At 67.8% G+C, this 17,075-nt stretch carries 7 protein-coding genes and 2 rRNA genes; 8 read left to right on the forward strand and 1 reads right to left on the reverse strand.

The features are described 5' to 3' along the window. Positions 1 to 186 precede the first annotated feature (186 nt). The 6 genes from acs to EKD16_RS00860 all read left to right on the forward strand — a co-directional run bounded on the left by acs (position 187) and on the right by EKD16_RS00860 (position 8,742). Positions 187 to 2,166, forward strand: a complete 1,980-nt coding sequence (gene acs / locus EKD16_RS00835) for an acetate--CoA ligase (protein WP_131096611.1) — start codon at positions 187 to 189, stop codon at positions 2,164 to 2,166. A 252-nt stretch (positions 2,167 to 2,418) separates the two neighbouring features. After that, positions 2,419 to 2,856: a phage holin family protein gene (locus EKD16_RS00840; RefSeq protein ID WP_242677176.1), complete on the forward strand. Its 438-nt coding sequence runs from the start codon at positions 2,419 to 2,421 to the stop codon at positions 2,854 to 2,856. A 20-nt stretch (positions 2,857 to 2,876) separates the two neighbouring features. Then, positions 2,877 to 3,797 (forward strand): alpha/beta fold hydrolase, encoded by a 921-nt coding sequence (locus tag EKD16_RS00845; protein ID WP_131096613.1) that lies wholly within the window; start codon positions 2,877 to 2,879, stop codon positions 3,795 to 3,797. Between the two features lie 111 nt (positions 3,798 to 3,908). Then, positions 3,909 to 4,580, forward strand: coding sequence for a DUF309 domain-containing protein (locus EKD16_RS00850; RefSeq protein WP_242677177.1), 672 nt, complete (start codon positions 3,909 to 3,911; stop codon positions 4,578 to 4,580). A gap of 931 nt (positions 4,581 to 5,511) precedes the next feature. Further along, a complete protein-coding gene (locus EKD16_RS00855; RefSeq protein ID WP_131096614.1) occupies positions 5,512 to 7,974 on the forward strand; it encodes a sodium-translocating pyrophosphatase in 2,463 nt (820 codons plus the stop codon). 294 nt (positions 7,975 to 8,268) lie between these two features. Next, positions 8,269 to 8,742, forward strand: coding sequence for a SixA phosphatase family protein (locus EKD16_RS00860; protein ID WP_131096615.1), 474 nt, complete (start codon positions 8,269 to 8,271; stop codon positions 8,740 to 8,742). Between the two features lie 1,716 nt (positions 8,743 to 10,458). On the opposite strand, the gene EKD16_RS00865 is transcribed toward EKD16_RS00860, so the two are convergent. After that, positions 10,459 to 11,142, reverse strand: a complete 684-nt coding sequence (locus tag EKD16_RS00865; protein WP_131096616.1) for a haloacid dehalogenase type II — start codon at positions 11,140 to 11,142, stop codon at positions 10,459 to 10,461. Positions 11,143 to 11,993: 851 nt separating this feature from the next. Between EKD16_RS00865 and EKD16_RS00870 the strand changes: the two genes are divergently transcribed. Beyond that, positions 11,994 to 13,529, forward strand: a 16S ribosomal RNA gene (locus tag EKD16_RS00870). Between the two features lie 394 nt (positions 13,530 to 13,923). Continuing rightward, positions 13,924 to 17,015: ribosomal RNA gene (locus EKD16_RS00875) — 23S ribosomal RNA — on the forward strand. Together the 16S and 23S rRNA genes form the textbook arrangement of a ribosomal RNA operon. Positions 17,016 to 17,075 lie beyond the last annotated feature (60 nt).

Raw genomic sequence — 17,075 nt, forward strand, 5'->3', positions numbered from 1 at the left:
CCATCAACCCTACTCAACGGTAACCGATGTCCGTCCACAGCCCGGGAGCAACCGCCTGTCTCCGGGGGAGACCGTCCGTCCACAGGCCGGGCACGGGAGTCTTGTATGTTGCCGTCGCCACTTGATGAAGTGGGTTCCACCACACGATATGTTCTGTGGGAACGTAATAAGTAAGGAGACTTAACAGTGGCTGAGACTCCCCAGGGGCAGGGTCAGGAGACACTGTCCAACCTTCTTCAGGAGTCCCGGAGCTTCCCGCCCCCCGCGGATCTCGCCGCAGACGCGAACGTGCAGGCCGACGCGTACGACGCCGCCTCCGCCGACCGGCTGCGGTTCTGGGAGGAACAGGCGCGCAGGCTGCAGTGGGAGCAGCCGTGGAGCAACGTCCTGGAGTGGAACCCGCCATTCGCCAAGTGGTTCACCGGCGGCAAGCTCAACGCCGCGGTGAACTGCGTCGACCGGCACGTCGACGCGGGCCGCGGCGACCGGGTCGCCTTCTACTGGGAGGGTGAGCCCGGCGACACCCGCGCCATCACCTACGCCGACCTCAAGGACATGGTCTGCCAGGCGGCCAACGCGCTCACCGAACTCGGCGTGAACAAGGGCGACCGCGTCGCCGTCTACATGCCGATGATCCCCGAGACCGTGGTCGCCATGCTCGCCTGTGCGCGCATCGGCGCGGTGCACATGGTGGTCTTCGGCGGATTCTCCGTCGACGCCCTCGGCACCCGGCTCGACGACAGCGAGGCCAAGCTCGTCATCACCGCCGACGGCGGATACCGCCGCGGCAAGCCCAGCTCCCTCAAGCCGGCCGTCGACGACGCCGTGCGCGACCGCCCCGCTGTCGAGAACGTGCTCGTGGTGCGCCGCACCGGCCAGGAAGTCGAGTGGAACGAGGGCCGCGACGTCTGGTGGCACGACATCGTCGATCGCCAGCCGACTGAGCACGATGCCGAGGCCCACGACGCCGAGCACCCGCTGTACATCATGTACACCAGCGGCACCACGGCCAAGCCCAAGGGCATCCTGCACACCACCGGCGGCTACCTCACCCAGGTCGCCTACACGCACTGGGCGGTCTTCGACCTCAAGCCCGAGTCCGACGTCTTCTGGACCGCCGCCGACATCGGCTGGGTCACGGGCCACTCCTACATCGTCTACGGTCCGCTCGCCAACGGGGCCACCTCGGTGATGTACGAGGGCACACCCGACACCCCGCACAAGGCCCGCTTCTGGGAGATCGTGCAGAAGTACGGCGTCACCCTCGCCTACATGGCCCCCACGGCCATCCGCACCTTCATGAAGTGGGGCGAGGAGTACCCCGCCCAGTACGACCTCTCCAGCCTGCGGGTGCTCGGCTCGGTCGGCGAGCCCATCAACCCCGAGGCCTACATGTGGTACCGCACGCACATCGGCGGCAACCGCACGCCCATCGTGGACACCTGGTGGCAGACCGAGACCGGCGCGATCATGGTCACGCCCATGCCCGGCATCACGCACGGCAAGCCCGGCGCCGCGATGCACCCCATCCCGGGCGTGGTAGTCGACGTCGTCGACGAGTCCGGCGAGTCGGTGCCCAACGGCCACGGCGGCCTCATCGTCGTCCGCGAGCCCTGGCCCGCGATGCTCCGCGGCATCTGGGGCGACCCCGAGCGCTACAAGAAGACCTACTGGTCGCGTTTCGAGGGGCTGTACTTCCCCGGCGACGGAGCCAAGCGCGACGAAGACGGCGACCTCTGGCTACTGGGCCGCGTCGACGACGTCATGCTCGTCTCCGGCCACAACATCTCCACCACCGAGGTCGAGTCGGCCCTGGTCGCGCACAACAAGGTCGCCGAGGCGGCGGTCACCGGCGCCAGCGACCCCGTAACCGGCCAGGCGATCGTCGCCTTCGTCATCCTGCGCAGCGAGGCCGGTGACGGCGGCGCCGACATGATCAAGGAGCTGCGCGACCACGTCGGCGCGCACCTGGGCCCGATCGCCAAGCCGCGCCAGATCCTGGTCGTCCCGGAGCTGCCCAAGACCCGCTCCGGAAAGATCATGCGCCGCCTGCTCAAGGACGTGGCCGAGAACCGCGAGCTCGGTGACGTCTCCACGCTGACCGACGCCCAGTCCATCGAGACGCTGAAGGAGGCGTTCCAGGAGAGCGGCAAGAGCGACGAGTAGCGGGCACCGCTGCGGGCAGTCTCACGGGCACGGTGTCCGCGCAGCCCGCTGCGGCGGCTCGCCTCCGCCCTGCTGTCGAGGGCCGGTGCATGTTCGGAGTGAGACCGGACGCGCGCCGGCCCTCGAACGCGTCTCGCGCCGCTCGGACGGCGGGTCGGCCGGGGGCCGGCGCCGAGCGGCGTGTGGGAACGCGTGTGACACCGGATGTGCGAGGATGCTGAAGACGTCTGCCGAATGAAGGGAGCAGTCTCCATGCCCGCGACGCGATCGGGTGGCCAGGAGCCTGAGGAGTTCGACGTTGCCGAACACTCCCTGGGCGAACTCGTCGACGAGGCGAAAGGCAGTGTCTCCCGGCTGATAAGGCTGGAGCTGCAACTCGCCAAGCTGGAGCTGGCCCGCGACGTCCAGAAGATCGGCATGGGCACCGCGCTCTTCGCCGTCGCCGCGGTACTGGGGCACATGTTCCTCATTCTGGTCGCGATCACGGTCGGCCTGGGCATCATGGCGGCGGGCCTGGCGCCCTGGCTCTCCTTCCTCATCGTCACCGTCGCCTTCCTGCTGATCGCCGGGCTCGCCGCCTTCCTCGGCCTGCGCCAGTTCCGCAAGCGCCAGGGCTTCCCGCGCACCAGCGCGGCGATCGCGAGCACGAAGACGATGCTCAGCCGCCACCGCCAGTCCTCCGGCAGCTGACCGCCGCGGGCCGGTGAGCCGTGACCGAAGAGTCGGCCGTCCTGATCGACGGCCCCTGGACGCACCGGACCGTGAGCGCGGCCGGAACACGGTTCCACATCGCCGAGGCCGGAGAAGGCCCGCTGGTGCTGCTACTACACGGCTTCCCGCAGTTCTGGTGGTCCTGGCACGGCCAGCTGACGGCGCTCGCCGAGGCCGGCTACCGCGCTGTCGCCGTCGACCTGCGCGGCTACGGCGCCAGCGACAAACCTCCGCGCGGCTACGACCTGATCACACTCGCCTCCGACGCCGCGGGCCTGATCCGCGCGCTCGGTGAGGCGGAGGCCGCCGTCGTAGGGCATGCCGCGGGCGGCATGCTCGGCTGGACCATGGCGGTCTACTTCCCCAGGACCGTGCGCCGCCTCGCCGTGCTCTCCACGCCGCACCCCCGGCGCCTGCGCGCCGCCATGGCCACCCGCGATCAGGGATGGGCCGGGCGCCACCTGTTCGGTTTCCAGCTACCGGTGTTGCCCGAGCGCAGACTCGTCGCCGACGACGCGCAGCAGGTCGCCGACATGCTCCGCGCCTGGTCGCGGCCGGGCTGGCCTGATCCCGAGACAGAGCGCCGCTGCCGCGACGCCTTCCGCATCCCCGGTGTAGCGCACTGCGCCCTGGAGTACCACCGCTGGCTGTTCCGGTCGCAGGCACGCCCCGACGGCCGCCGCTACATGCGCCGCATGCGCCGACCCGTGGCGGTGCCGACGCTGCACATCCACGGCTCCCTCGACCCCGTCGCGCTTCCCGAGACGGCCCGGGGCTCGGGGCGCTACGTCGAGGCGCCCTACCGATGGCGCATGATCGAGGGCGCCGGGCACTTCCCGCACCAGGAGCGGCCGGAGGTGTTCGACCCCGCCTTGATCGGGTGGCTGGCAGACTCCGAACCCGACAGCTGCACCGGATGAGCCGAGCGCCGGGCCGACCGCGTCCCCCTCGCCGGGCCGCGGGTGTGCACAATGGGCACAGCGGTTAGAAGGTACCGGGCACTCGGCACGGCAGATGAGGAGACGGCGAGGATGAGCGACTCCGCGCAGACCGGACGCGACCGCAACCCGGAGGGCAGGGCACAGAACCAGCGTCCGCGCGACCGCTTCGGCCGCCCTATGCCCCACGGTTCCGATGGGGTACCGCGCGTACCCGACGACGCGGAGTACAGCCCCGAAGAAGGGTTGACCGAGGCGCAGCGGCTGCTCGACGAGGGCTATGCCTTCCACGCCCACGAGGTACTCGAAGCCGTGTGGAAAGCCGCCGACGAGCCCGACCGCGAACTGTGGCGGGGGCTGGCCCAGATCGCCGTCGGCCTGACTCACGCCCAGCGCGGCAACCGCATCGGCGCGGCGCGGCTACTGCGCCGCGGCGCCGAACGCGTGGTCGCCTACGGCCCCCAGGCCCCCGACGGCGTCGACGCCGTCGGGGCCGCGGCCTTCGCCCGGTCCGTGGCCGACCGGCTGGAGGACTTGGACCAGATGGAAGGCGAGGACCGGGTCGACACGCCGGAGAACCCCAACGAGCCCGAGTCCGGCGCCGGATCGGTCGGTCCGGCCGGTCCGGGCGGCCCCGGCGGCCGGGAAACCGCGCAGAGCAGCGCAAGCCCGGAAAGCCCGGTCGGCCCGGACATCGCCCGCGACACCCTCACTGTCGACACCAGCGGACTGAGACTCCGCCGCGGAGACGCGCGCCGCTCCTGAGTGGGCGGCGCTATCCGGCGGGGCGGATCGGGTCTGCTGTGCGGTCCTGCCGGCCTGCCGAGTGACAGGCGGTCTTACGGAGAAGCGGCGACGACGGCGCCAGCGGGGTCGGGCCTGGGGTTGCCGGATCGGGTGTCCGCCGGTTGGGCGCGCGACGGAGGGTGCGGGCACCGGTGCTGTTCGCGAGCGGTCGAGCGTGCGACGGCCGCCCGGCGTTGACACGTCCGATTTGCCGGTTCAAACGCTTTCCGTGACCGGAAGTGCAAGATCGTCCTGAAGCGCCGAATCCGCCCCGGCCCACGGAGCCCCGCCGGGCGCCCGACCGGCGCGCTCTCGCCGGTGTGGAGGCCGCGCAGGGGACGCACGGCGCGCCCCTCCGGGGTGCCCTGAGCCACATCGGAGCCGAATCGGTGGCGATGTGGCTCAGCGTGCGGTTGGCTGGGGACGCGGCGTCAGCGCGGCCCTTGGCCCCCACGCCGTGGTGCGCCGTTCGGCTCGCTGCGTGATCCCAGCCGCGTCGCCGCTCCCGGATCCGGATGCCCCACCGTCGCGCTCGGGCGTCGATCCGAGCGTAGGTCTGGGCGATTGATCCCTTATGCGCGGTTTGCCACTAATTATCCTAATCAAAATCCCTATGGGTTAAATGTGGCAATTGCGATTATTGGCAATAATTATCCCTATTCGCAGATCACCGTGCGATTACATATCCCGCCTGCACAGCCGAACTTCGTGACCCGCACTCACGTTTTGCGATACCGGTGCGTAGAATCCCCGGACACCGTTCTCGCTCGACGCAGCGGAAACGGCGAACGAACCGTGTTGGTGGCACCCGCATGACCCTGCCGGGCGCGCCGTCGGGCCTGGTCGGGCATGCCGGGCGGCGGCCGCACGACGCGCGGGGCCAAAACGTGCCCGTCTCTAGGAGGACGGATTGTCTGGGCTCACCCACGCCGCCGATGGCGGCCCGGCCCTGGCCTTGGACGGCATGAATTTCACCCTGGTCGTCGTGGTGTTGGCGGTCGCGCTCCTCGCGCTCGCCGTCGCCGGATGGCTGGTACGTGAAGTTCTCGCCGCGGGCCAGGGCACCGAGCGGATGCAGAACATCGCGCGCGCGGTCCAGGAAGGAGCGGCGGCATACCTCAAGCGCCAGTTCCGCACCCTGGTCGTCTTCGTCATCGTCATCCCGCTGCTGCTGTTGCTGCTGCCCGCCGACGACCTCGCGGTGCGGATCGGACGATCGGTGTTCTTCGCGCTCGGCGCCGGCTTCTCGGCCCTGACCGGGTTCATCGGCATGTGGCTCGCGGTGCGCGGCAACGTCCGCGTCGCCGCCGCCGCGCGCGAAGGCGGGGAAGGCGGCGAGCACGCCGCCATGCGGATCGCCTTCCGTACCGGCGGTGTCGCCGGAATGTTCACCGTCGGCCTGGGCCTGCTCGGCGCCGCCATCGTCGTCCTCGTCTACCGCGGCGACGCTCCCAACGTGCTGGAGGGCTTCGGCTTCGGCGCGGCCCTGCTTGCCATGTTCATGCGTGTGGGCGGCGGCATCTTCACCAAGGCCGCCGACGTCGGCGCCGACCTGGTCGGCAAGGTCGAGCAGGGCATCCCCGAGGACGACCCCCGCAACGCCGCCACCATCGCCGACAACGTGGGCGACAACGTCGGTGACTGCGCCGGCATGGCGGCCGACCTCTTCGAGTCCTACGCCGTCGTGCTCGTCGCCTCGCTCATCCTCGGCCGCGTCGCGTTCGGCGTCGAAGGCCTCGTCTTCCCCCTGCTCGTGCCCATGATCGGCGTCATCACCGCCATCATCGGCATCTTCATCGTCGCGCCGCGCTCCCGCGACAAGACCGCGATGTCGGCCATCAACCGCGGCTTCTTCATCTCCGCGGTCATCTCCGCCGTCCTGGTCACCGCGACCGCCTTCGCCTACCTGCCCGGCAGCTTCGCCCAGCTCGAAACGGCCGGCGAAGAGATCCAGGGACTCCCCGGCGACCCGCGGCTGGTCGCCGTCGGCGCCGTACTCATCGGCCTGGTGCTCGCGGCCGCCATTCAGCTGCTGACCGGGTACTTCACCGAAACCAACCGGCGCCCCGTCAAGGACATCGGGGAAAGCTCCGAGACCGGTGCGGCCACCGTCATCCTCTCCGGGATCTCGGTGGGGCTGGAGTCGGCCGTGTACTCCGCGGTCCTCATCGCCGGCGCGGTCTACGCCGCCTTCCTCGTCGGCAGCGCCTCGGTCACCCTCAGCCTCTTCGCGGTCGCCCTGGCGGGCACCGGGCTGCTGACCACCGTCGGCGTCATCGTGGCGATGGACACCTTCGGTCCGGTGGCCGACAACGCTCAGGGCATCGCCGAGATGTCCGGCGACGTCGAAGGCACGGGTGCCGACGTGCTGACGAGCCTCGACGCGGTCGGCAACACGACCAAGGCCATCACCAAGGGCATCGCCATCGCGACGGCGGTTCTCGCGGCCACTGCGCTGTTCGGCGCATTCCGTACCGCGGTAGAGGAGGCGCTCAGCGCGGTCGGGCAGCAGGCGTCCACGTTCAGCCTCTCCATCGACGAACCCAACGTGTTGGTCGGCGTCATCATCGGCGCCTCCGTCGTCTTCCTGTTCTCCGGCCTGGCCGTGATGGCCGTCGGCCGCGCCGCCGGCCGCGTCGTGAACGAGGTGCGCGACCAGTTCCGCAACAAACCAGGCATCATGGACGGCACCGAGAAGCCCGAGTACGCGCGCGTGGTGGACATCTGCACCCGGGATTCGCTGCGGGAGCTCATCACCCCCGGCCTGCTCGCGGTCCTCACGCCCATCCTCGTCGGCTTCGCCCTCGGCTACGCTCCGCTGGGCGCCTTCCTCGGCGGTGCGATCGCCGCCGGCGCCCTGATGGCGGTCTTCCTGGCCAACTCCGGCGGCGCCTGGGACAACGCGAAGAAGCTGGTCGAGGACGGCTACCACGGCGGCAAGGGCTCCGAGGCGCACGAGGCCACCGTCATCGGGGACACGGTCGGCGACCCCTTCAAGGACACCGCCGGTCCGGCCATCAACCCGCTGCTCAAGGTGATGAACCTGGTCGCGCTGATCATCGCGCCGAGCGTCGTGATGTACGCGGAGAACTTCTTCCTCCGCACCGCTGTCACCGTGATCGCAGGCGCGGCGATCGTCGGTGCGATCGTGTGGTCCAAGCGCCGCAGCGGTGAGGCTTCGTCCTCCGACCGGCCTGTCGAGGAGGGCAGCAGCGGTCCCGAACTCGGCACGGCCGGCGAGGCTTCCGCCCCGAGCGCCAACGGCTCCTCCTCCGCCGCCGGCGGCGACTCCGCCGAGGACGCGGCCGGCGGTTCCGGGGAGACCGAGCGCAAGGAGGAGGCACGCGCCGCCGACGGCGGCCGGGAGGAGTGACGTCCCTTAACCGGCTGAACGAAGGGCGCGGGTGCCCGGCTCGAAGGGGTCGGGCGCCCGCGCCCTCGCTGTGCGGGGGAGCCGCTGTCGCGTCCACCGCCACCGGGCGCGGATCCGCCCCGGCCCTTCCGGCAGAAGGCGGATACGCGCAGTGCGGCCGACCCTCTAGGCTGAGCGGGGAGCCGCGCAGGAGGGAAGTCACCTGTTGTCCGGAATGAAAGGGCTGGCCGTGATCGTCGGCGCCATGCTGGGTTTCATGGCGCTGATCGCGATCGTGGCCACGGTGCTGTCGCCATGACCAAACGTCTGATCGTGCTCAGGCACGCACAGGCCGAGCCGCTCGTCGACGGCTCCGACCACGAGCGTCCGCTCAGCGAAGAGGGCCGCGAGCAGGCGCGCGCAGCCGGGGAGTATCTGGCCGCGGGCGCGCTGTTCCCCGATCACGTCATCTGCTCCACGGCGCTGCGCACTCGCCAGACCTTGGAGCTGGTCACCGAGGCGCTGCCGCACGCCCCCTCCGCCGACTACGAGCGGGACGCCTACGCAGCCGACGTTCCCGCGATTCTGGAGCTGGTCTCCCGCACCGACCCCGAGGTGGAGAACCTGCTCGTGGTGGGGCACAACCCCACAATGGCCCAGTTGGTCGCGGCCTTCATGGCGGATGAACCGCTGATCTCCTTCCCGACCGCGGGCCTCGCGGTCGTCGACCTGGAGGTCGAGTGGCTCTACGCCGCCCCCGGCACCGGTGCCGCACGCCTGCTGACCTGATCGGCGCGGCCCGGACAGCGGCGCGGTCGCGGCACGCGCCAAGGGGTGGCGCGGGTGGTGCTAGGCCGTGTTTAAGACCGCCGGTCTGCTGTGCGGCCTTGTTGGTCTGCCGGGTGTCGGGCGGACTCGACGGGAAGGCGGCAGCGAGCACGGCGGAGGGCTGGGCCTGCGGTCACCGGGTCGAGTGCTTTCCGGTGGCGGCGGTCGGCGAAGCGGCCCCGGTCTGCTGGGTGGCCTTGTCGGACTGCCGGGCGACGGGTGGACTTGACGGGAAGGCCGCAGCGAGCACGGCGGGTGGTCGGGCCTGCGGTCATCGGGCCGGGTGATGCCGGTGACGGCCGCCGGCGAAGCGGCCCCGGTCTGCTGGGCGGCCTTGTCGGTCTGCCGGGCGACGGGTGGACTTGACTGAAAAGCGGCGGCGACGGTGGCGGAGGGCTGGGCCCGCGGACATCGGTTCCGGTGCTCGCCGGTGGTCCGCCCGACGAGGCGGCGACGCCGACGGGGCCGGGCCTCGCGGTAGTCGGGGCGGCGGTCACCGGCCGCGGATGATCGAGCCCCGAGGGCGCCGCCCGGTCGTCGGCGGGGCCTGATGCGGGGCGGTCGGCGGCAGCCATGCAGCCGGATCGGGACCACGAGATGCACGTAGGTGCGGGGGCACCCGCCTCGACGCCGCCCCGAGGTGCCGTCCTCGCGCTTTCATTCCGCTATACGGAACAACGCGGGGTGTTTTGTTCACTAATGACCGATTTCCCAGTGGGTCCGCCCCCGTGCTGCGGCTGCGGTGGCGCACGAGGCGCACCGAATGGCGCGAAAACAGCCCCCGGCGTCAACTTTTCGTGCGTCTCGTGACCACGGCGCCCGCCGAGGCCGCCCGCAAAACGGGCATAGGCCCCCAAAAGTCCACCCCATCGGGCGGTGGAGCTCCCGGCGGCGACGCCCGGGCACCACGAGCGACGTGTCGTCGCCCCCGGCCCCCGAGTCGGCGCACCACCGGGCCGTGCGGGCACCCGCAACCGCGCCACACCGCGCGGCCTGCGGCCGGTGCGGGCCCGGCCGGAACACGGCGGCGGTGCCTGTCCACCCGCGCCCGCTATGTCCGACGTGCCGGAGCCGGCCGCGGAGGTCGTGGCGATCGTGGCCGAATTCCCAAGAAACGCCGCTGGATCTCGTCATACGGGCACGATCGCCGCGCCGCCCTGCGCCATCACGGGCCCGCGAGCGCCTCCCGGCTCCCCGGCGTCCTCGCCGCCCCGCCGACCACCGCCACCGGCGAGCACCCGACCCGGTGACCGCAGGCCCAGCCCTCCACCGCCCTCGGCGCCGCTCCGCTTTTCAGTCAAGACCACCCGCACCCCGGCAGACCGACAAGGCCGCCCAGCAGACCCGACCCGCCGATCCGTCAGGCGCGTCACCGGCGAGCACCCGACCCGACGACCGCAGGCCCGGCCCCCGGCGTGCTCGCTGCCGCCGTCCCGTCGAGTCCGCCCGGCACCCGGCAGGCCGACAAGGCCGCCCAGCCGACCCGACCCGCCCCGGCTCGGCGCACCGCCACCGGCGGTGCCCGCTCCCTCGACCGGGGGCCTCGGCCCGCCCCGTCTCCGGTGCCCGCTGCTCCCCATCCTTCAGCCCGCCGCCCGGCCGGGGGCAAGGCCAGGGCAATTCGCGTAGCGGATCCGAACCGCACGGCCCGGCCGCCCATGGGAGCCGGACCGATTCTTAGGCGGTGGTCAGCTCCAGCAGTCCGGTGGCGACGTCGCCGAGGGTGTCCCCCACGGCGTCGGGCTCGGCGAACACGTCGCCATAGCGGCCTTCGAGCCTGCTGCACCAACCCGCGAGGCAGCCCGCGCGTTTCGCCCCGTGGCAGTCCCAGGCGTGCACGGCGACCAGGGCCAGGTGTTCGCGCGGGGTCTCCAGCGCCGTGGCGGCGGCGTGGTAGACCTCAGGCGACGGCTTCCAGACGCCCGCCTCCTCGGCGGTGACGACCCTGTCGACGAATTGGTCCAGGCCGGAGGAGCCGAGGAAGCGGGCGGTGGCGGCTGGGCTGCCCATCGTCAGGCAGCCGATGCGGATCCCGGCCTCCTGGAGTCTGCGCATGGCGGGCTCGGCGTCGGGGTGCGGGGGCAGGTCGCCGAAGCCGTCGAGGACATGGCCGATGGCGTCCTCGGAGGCGGTGTCGCCGGAGGCGGTGCGCAGCGCTTGGCGGGCGATGTCGGGGAAGGGGCGCAGTTCGCCGCTGAGCGCCAGCGCCATGGCGTCGCGCTGGATTCGCAGGAACCACGGGCGCAGCAGCTCCGCCGGCTGGCCGACCTCGGTGAAGCGCCGACTCAGCGGTTCGAGGTCGATCAGCGTCTCCAGGACGTCGAACGCGACGGCGTAAGGGTGGTGCGGGTGCACGGCCATGGGTGTCTCCCTCGGTTGCGACGGTGCGCTGCGGTGCAAGGGGCCGGGTGAGCAGAACCACATCCGAGACGCCGACGCGCGGTGCGGACGTGTGCGCCGTCTCGGGCGAAGTCGGCCAGCCCGGCGGTGTTTCTCCTGGGCACGGTTGGCTCTCGGCTCGACGGTGCGGGCTCGGGAACGGTCGTCACAGGACAACTCGCCGCGGTGCGGCACGGGCAAACATCTCCGATCACGGGCTGTGCCGGGGGTCGAGTGACTCCGTCGACGGGCTGCGCCGAGTTGGCGTTCGGCGAGTGGGCCGCTATAGTCGGCCGAGTCGCTATGGCCCCGTCCGATCCGGGCAGGAGGCCGAGGCGATGCCTCACTCGGTCGGTGACCGTCGCTCGACGGTCCGGGCCGCATCGGTAGGTTCGTTCGCTGTTTTCGTGTGGCAGGATGAGTCCTGCCCGCTGAATGCGGCGGGAATCGTTCCGTTGTATCGGGGCCTCGAATTCCGAATTCGCCGATTTGGTGGGTTTGCGGGGGTCCTGCTAACGTGAAGGCATAACAAAGAGCGGATCGGCGCTTGGCCCGGTGGTTTCCGGGAAAGGCGCGGGGTCCGCGGGGAGATGCCGTCTCTTGGGAAGAGCCTGTGCGGGTCCGCTGGTTGCGGGTCGGGGCTTGTGCCGGATGAGCGGTTGTTTCTTGAGAACTCAACAGCGCGTGTTTGTTTTTATGTGCCATGTTTGTTTTGGCCCCGTGGAGCCGGCCTGCCTGTGCGGTGGGTGGCGGTTCCGGGGTTCCTTTGATGGGCCCGGGGTTCCCATCCCGTGTTCGGGGTGGTTTTCCGGGTCGTGTCAGGGTTCGAACCTTTGATGGAGAGTTTGATCCTGGCTCAGGACGAACGCTGGCGGCGTGCTTAACACATGCAAGTCGAGCGGTAAGGCCCTTCGGGGTACACGAGCGGCGAACGGGTGAGTAACACGTGAGCAACCTGCCCCCGACTCGGGGATAAGCCGGGGAAACCCGGTCTAATACCCGATAGGACGCCTCATCGCATGGTGGGGTGTGGAAAGGTGTTTTCCGGTCGGGGAGGGGCTCGCGGCCTATCAGCTTGTTGGTGGGGTGATGGCCTACCAAGGCGATTACGGGTAGCCGGCCTGAGAGGGCGACCGGCCACACTGGGACTGAGACACGGCCCAGACTCCTGCGGGAGGCAGCAGTGGGGAATCTTGCGCAATGGGCGGAAGCCTGACGCAGCGACGCCGCGTGGGGGATGACGGCCTTCGGGTTGTAAACCTCTTTTACCACCGACGCAGGCTCCGGTTTCTGCCGGGGTTGACGGTAGGTGGGGAATAAGGACCGGCCAACTACGTGCCAGCAGCCGCGGTAATACGTAGGGTCCGAGCGTTGTCCGGAATTATTGGGCGTAAAGAGCTCGTAGGTGGTGTGTCGCGTCTGCTGTGTAAGTCCGGGGCTCAACTCCGGTTTTGCAGTGGATACGGGCATGCTCGAGGTAGGTAGGGGAGACTGGAATTCCTGGTGTAGCGGTGAAATGCGCAGATATCAGGAGGAACACCGGTGGCGAAGGCGGGTCTCTGGGCCTTACCTGACGCTGAGGAGCGAAAGCGTGGGGAGCGAACAGGATTAGATACCCTGGTAGTCCACGCTGTAAACGTTGGGCGCTAGGTGTGGGGACTTTCCACGGTTTCCGTGCCGTAGCTAACGCATTAAGCGCCCCGCCTGGGGAGTACGGCCGCAAGGCTAAAACTCAAAGGAATTGACGGGGGCCCGCACAAGCGGCGGAGCATGTTGCTTAATTCGACGCAACGCGAAGAACCTTACCAAGGTTTGACATCGCCGGTAATCCATCGGAGACGGTGGGTCCTTTTTGGGATCGGTGACAGGTGGTGCATGGCTGTCGTCAGCTCGTGTCGTGAGATGTTGGGTTAAGTCCCGCAACGAGCGCAACCCTTGTTCCATGTTGCCAGCACGTGGTGGTGGGGACTCATGGGAGACTGCCGGGGTCAACTCGGAGGAAGGTGGGGATGACGTCAAGTCATCATGCCCCTTATGTCTTGGGCTGCAAACATGCTACAATGGCCGGTACAGTGGGCGTGCGATGCCGTGAGGTGGAGCGAATCCCTAAAAGCCGGTCTCAGTTCGGATCGGGGTCTGCAACTCGACCCCGTGAAGGTGGAGTCGCTAGTAATCGCGGATCAGCAATGCCGCGGTGAATACGTTCCCGGGCCTTGTACACACCGCCCGTCACGTCATGAAAGTCGGCAACACCCGAAACTTGCGGCCTAACCCCTCTGGGGAGGGAGTGAGTGAAGGTGGGGCTGGCGATTGGGACGAAGTCGTAACAAGGTAGCCGTACCGGAAGGTGCGGCTGGATCACCTCCTTTCTAAGGAGTCTTGGTAAGCCGGTCTGTTTGTCGTGTGGCCGGCGGACTCGAAAAGTGGACCCGGCACGGTGCCGGTTCGTCTCGTCGGCGATCGCTGTGTGCGGTCGCGTGGTCGAGGGGGCCGGGTGTCGGGGTGGTGCATGGAGTGGACACGCGCTGTTGGGTGTCTGAGGGAGCAGCCGCACTGGTTGTTCTCCCCCGGGCCACCCCGGTGAAGACCCCGGGTTGCGCGGCGGCTGGTGCTGCTGCGCGCGGGGGCGCGCCTCGGGGGTCGGGATCGTCTGCGTTGAGCGGGCGGTTCGGATCCTTGGTCGCGTGCTCGTGGGGTTGTGGCTGGGTGTGTGGCGGGTGTTTTGATTTGTGGATAGTGTGCGCGAGCATCTTGTATCTGTGGTGGCCAAGTATGAGTGGCATACGGTGGATGCCTTGGCACCAGGCGCCGATGAAGGACGTGGGAGGCCGCGATAGGCCGCGGGGAGCTGTCAACCGAGCTGTGATCCGCGGGTGTCCGAATGGGGGAACCCAGCCCGAGTCGTGTCGGGTTGCCGCCGTCTGAATGTATAGGGCGGTTGGTGGTGACGCGGGGAAGTGAAACATCTCAGTACCCGCAGGAAGAGAAGACAACAGTGATTCCCCTAGTAGTGGTGAGCGAACGGGGATGGTGGCTAAACCGCGTGCGTGCCAGAGACGGCAGTCGTTGCGTGCGTGGGGTTGTGGGATGTGTCTGTCTCGGGTCTGCCGGCCCGGGGTGCGCGTGTGTTTCGCTAGCCGAAGCCGTTGGGATGCGGTACCGGAGCGGGTGAGAGTCCCGTAGGTGAAGGTGGAGCACGGCGCATGGGGCATACTCCCGAGTAGCGCGGAGCCCGAGGAATTCCGTGTGAATCCGGCAGGACCACCTGTCAAGCCTGAATACGTCCTGGTGACCGATAGTGGACGAGTACCGTGAGGGAAAGGTGAAAAGTGCCCCGGTGAGGGGTTGTGAAAGAGTACCTGAAACCGTGTGCTGTCAAGCCGTCAGAGCTTCACTTGGGTGTGGGGTGATGGCGTGCCTTTTGAAGAATGAGCCTGCGAGTCGTGGTGTGTGGCGAGGTTAACCCGGGTGGGGTAGCCGTAGCGAAAGCGAGTCTGAAGAGGGCGCATGAGTCGCATGCTGTGGACCCGAAGCGGGGTGATCTACCCATGGCCAGGGTGAAGCGGAGGTAAGACTTCGTGGAGGCCCGAACCCACCAGGGTTGAAAACCTGGGGGATGAGCTGTGGGTAGGGGTGAAAGGCCAATCAAACTCCGTGATAGCTGGTTCTCCCCGAAATGCATTTAGGTGCAGCGTTGTGTGGTGCTCCCTGGAGGTAGAGCTACTGTTTGGCTGATGGGCCTGACCGGGTTACTGACGTCAGATAAACTCCGAATGCCGGTGGAGCGAGCGCAGCAGTGAGACTGCGGGGGAGAAGCTCCGTGGTCGAGAGGGAAACAGCCCAGATCATCAGCTAAGGCCCCTAAGGGTGTGCTAAGTGGGTAAGGTTGTGGAGTTGCTGAGACAACCAGGAGGTTGGCTTAGAAGCAGCCATCCTTGAAAGAGTGCGTAATAGCTCACTGGTCAAGTGATTCTGCGCCGATAATGTAGCGGGGCTGAAGTACACCGCCGAAGCTGTGGAGCCGGCGCGTCAGCGCTGGTTGGTAGGGGAGCGTCGTGCACTCCGGTGAAGCCGCCTGGTGACGGGTGGTGGAGGGTGTGCGAGTGAGAATGCAGGCATGAGTAGCGAGACCGGAGTGGGAAACTCCGGCGCCGATTGACTAAGGGTTCCTGGGGCAGGTTGATCCGCCCAGGGTGAGTCTGGACCTAAGGCGAGGCCGGCAGGCGTAGTCGATGGATGACGGGTTGATATTCCCGTACCCGTGCGCGTGCGCCCGTGTTGATAGCCCTGATGCTAACCATGCTGGTGGCTGTGCCTGCTTTCGGGCGGGTGTGGTCGATCGGTCTGGGGTCCGAGGGGTGTGTAGGCAAGTGATGGGGTGACGCAGTGGGGTAGCTCTACCCGGCGGTGGTTGTCCGGGGGTAAGCGTGTAGCCCGGGGTGGTGGTAAATCCCTGCCCTGTTATGTGGGTGAGGCGTGATGCCGAGCCGTTTTGGTGAAGTGAGTGATCCCGTGCTGTCGAGAAAAGCCTCTAGCGAGTGCGTGTGCGGCCAGTACCCGAAACCGACGCAGGTGGTCAGGTAGAGTATACCGAGGCGTTCGGGTGAACCGTGGTTAAGGAACTCGGCAAATTGTCCCCGTAACTTCGGGAGAAGGGGAGCCCCGTCTGGTGATGGACTGTGCGTCCGGAGCTGGGTGGGGTCGCAGATACCAGGGGGAAGCGACTGTTTATTAAAAACACAGGTCCGTGCGAAGTCGTAAGACGCTGTATACGGACTGACGCCTGCCCGGTGCTGGAACGTTAAGAGGACTGGTTAGCACTTTGGTGTGAGGCTGGGAATCTAAGCGCCAGTAAACGGCGGTGGTAACTATAACCATCCTAAGGTAGCGAAATTCCTTGTCGGGTAAGTTCCGACCTGCACGAATGGCGTAACGACTTCCCCGCTGTCTCAACCGCGGGCCCGGTGAAATTGCACTACGAGTAAAGATGCTCGTTTCGCGCAGCAGGACGGAAAGACCCCGGGACCTTCACTATAGCTTGACATTGGTGTTTGGGATGGTTTGTGTAGGATAGGTGGGAGCCGGTGATGCCGCCACGCCAGTGGTGGTGGAGGCGTTGGTGAAATACCACTCTGGCTGTTTCGGGCATCTAACTTTGGGCCGTGATCCGGTTCGGGGACAGTGTCTGGTGGGTAGTTTAACTGGGGCGGTTGCCTCCTAAAGGGTAACGGAGGCGCCCAAAGGTTCCCTCGGCCTGGTTGGCAATCAGGTGGTGAGTGTAAGTGCACAAGGGAGCTTGACTGTGAGACGGACGTGTCGAGCAGGTGCGAAAGCAGGGACTAGTGATCCGGCGCCGGCGTGTGGAAGCGGCGTCGCTCAACGGCTAAAAGGTACCCCGGGGATAACAGGCTGATCTTCCCCAAGAGTCCGTATCGACGGGATGGTTTGGCACCTCGATGTCGGCTCGTCGCATCCTGGGGCTGGAGTTGGTCCCAAGGGTTGGGCTGTTCGCCCATTAAAGCGGCACGCGAGCTGGGTTTAGAACGTCGTGAGACAGTTCGGTCCCTATCCGCTGCGCGCGTTGGAGACTTGTGGAGGGCTGTCCCTAGTACGAGAGGACCGGGACGGACGAACCGCTGGTGTGCCAGTTGTTCCGCCAGGGGCATGGCTGGTTGGCTACGTTCGGGAGAGATAACCGCTGAAAGCATCTAAGTGGGAAGCTTGCTTCGAGATGAGGTCTCCTGCCCTGTGGTGGGGGTAAGGCTGCCAGGTGATGACTGGGTTGATAGGCCGGGTGTGGAAGCCTTGTGAGGGGTGGAGCTGACCGGTACTAATAGGCCGAGGGCTTGTCCGCCACGGATGCTGGGTGTTCGCGCACATTGTTCACAGGTTTTCCCTGTTCCGCATGCTGTGGT

It is taken from the genome of Streptomonospora litoralis (assembly GCF_004323735.1).
Classification (GTDB): domain Bacteria; phylum Actinomycetota; class Actinomycetes; order Streptosporangiales; family Streptosporangiaceae; genus Streptomonospora; species Streptomonospora litoralis.

What these genes read in the sequence shown, in the direction of transcription:
- EKD16_RS00840 (WP_242677176.1), top strand. Translation starts at nt 2,419, where the DNA reads ATGCCCGCGACGCGATCGGGTGGCCAGGAGCCTGAGGAGTTCGACGTT.
- EKD16_RS00850 (WP_242677177.1), top strand. Translation starts at nt 3,909, where the DNA reads ATGAGCGACTCCGCGCAGACCGGACGCGACCGCAACCCGGAGGGCAGG.
- EKD16_RS00860 (WP_131096615.1), top strand. Translation starts at nt 8,269, where the DNA reads ATGACCAAACGTCTGATCGTGCTCAGGCACGCACAGGCCGAGCCGCTC.
- EKD16_RS00865 (WP_131096616.1), bottom strand. Translation starts at nt 11,142, where the DNA reads ATGGCCGTGCACCCGCACCACCCTTACGCCGTCGCGTTCGACGTCCTG.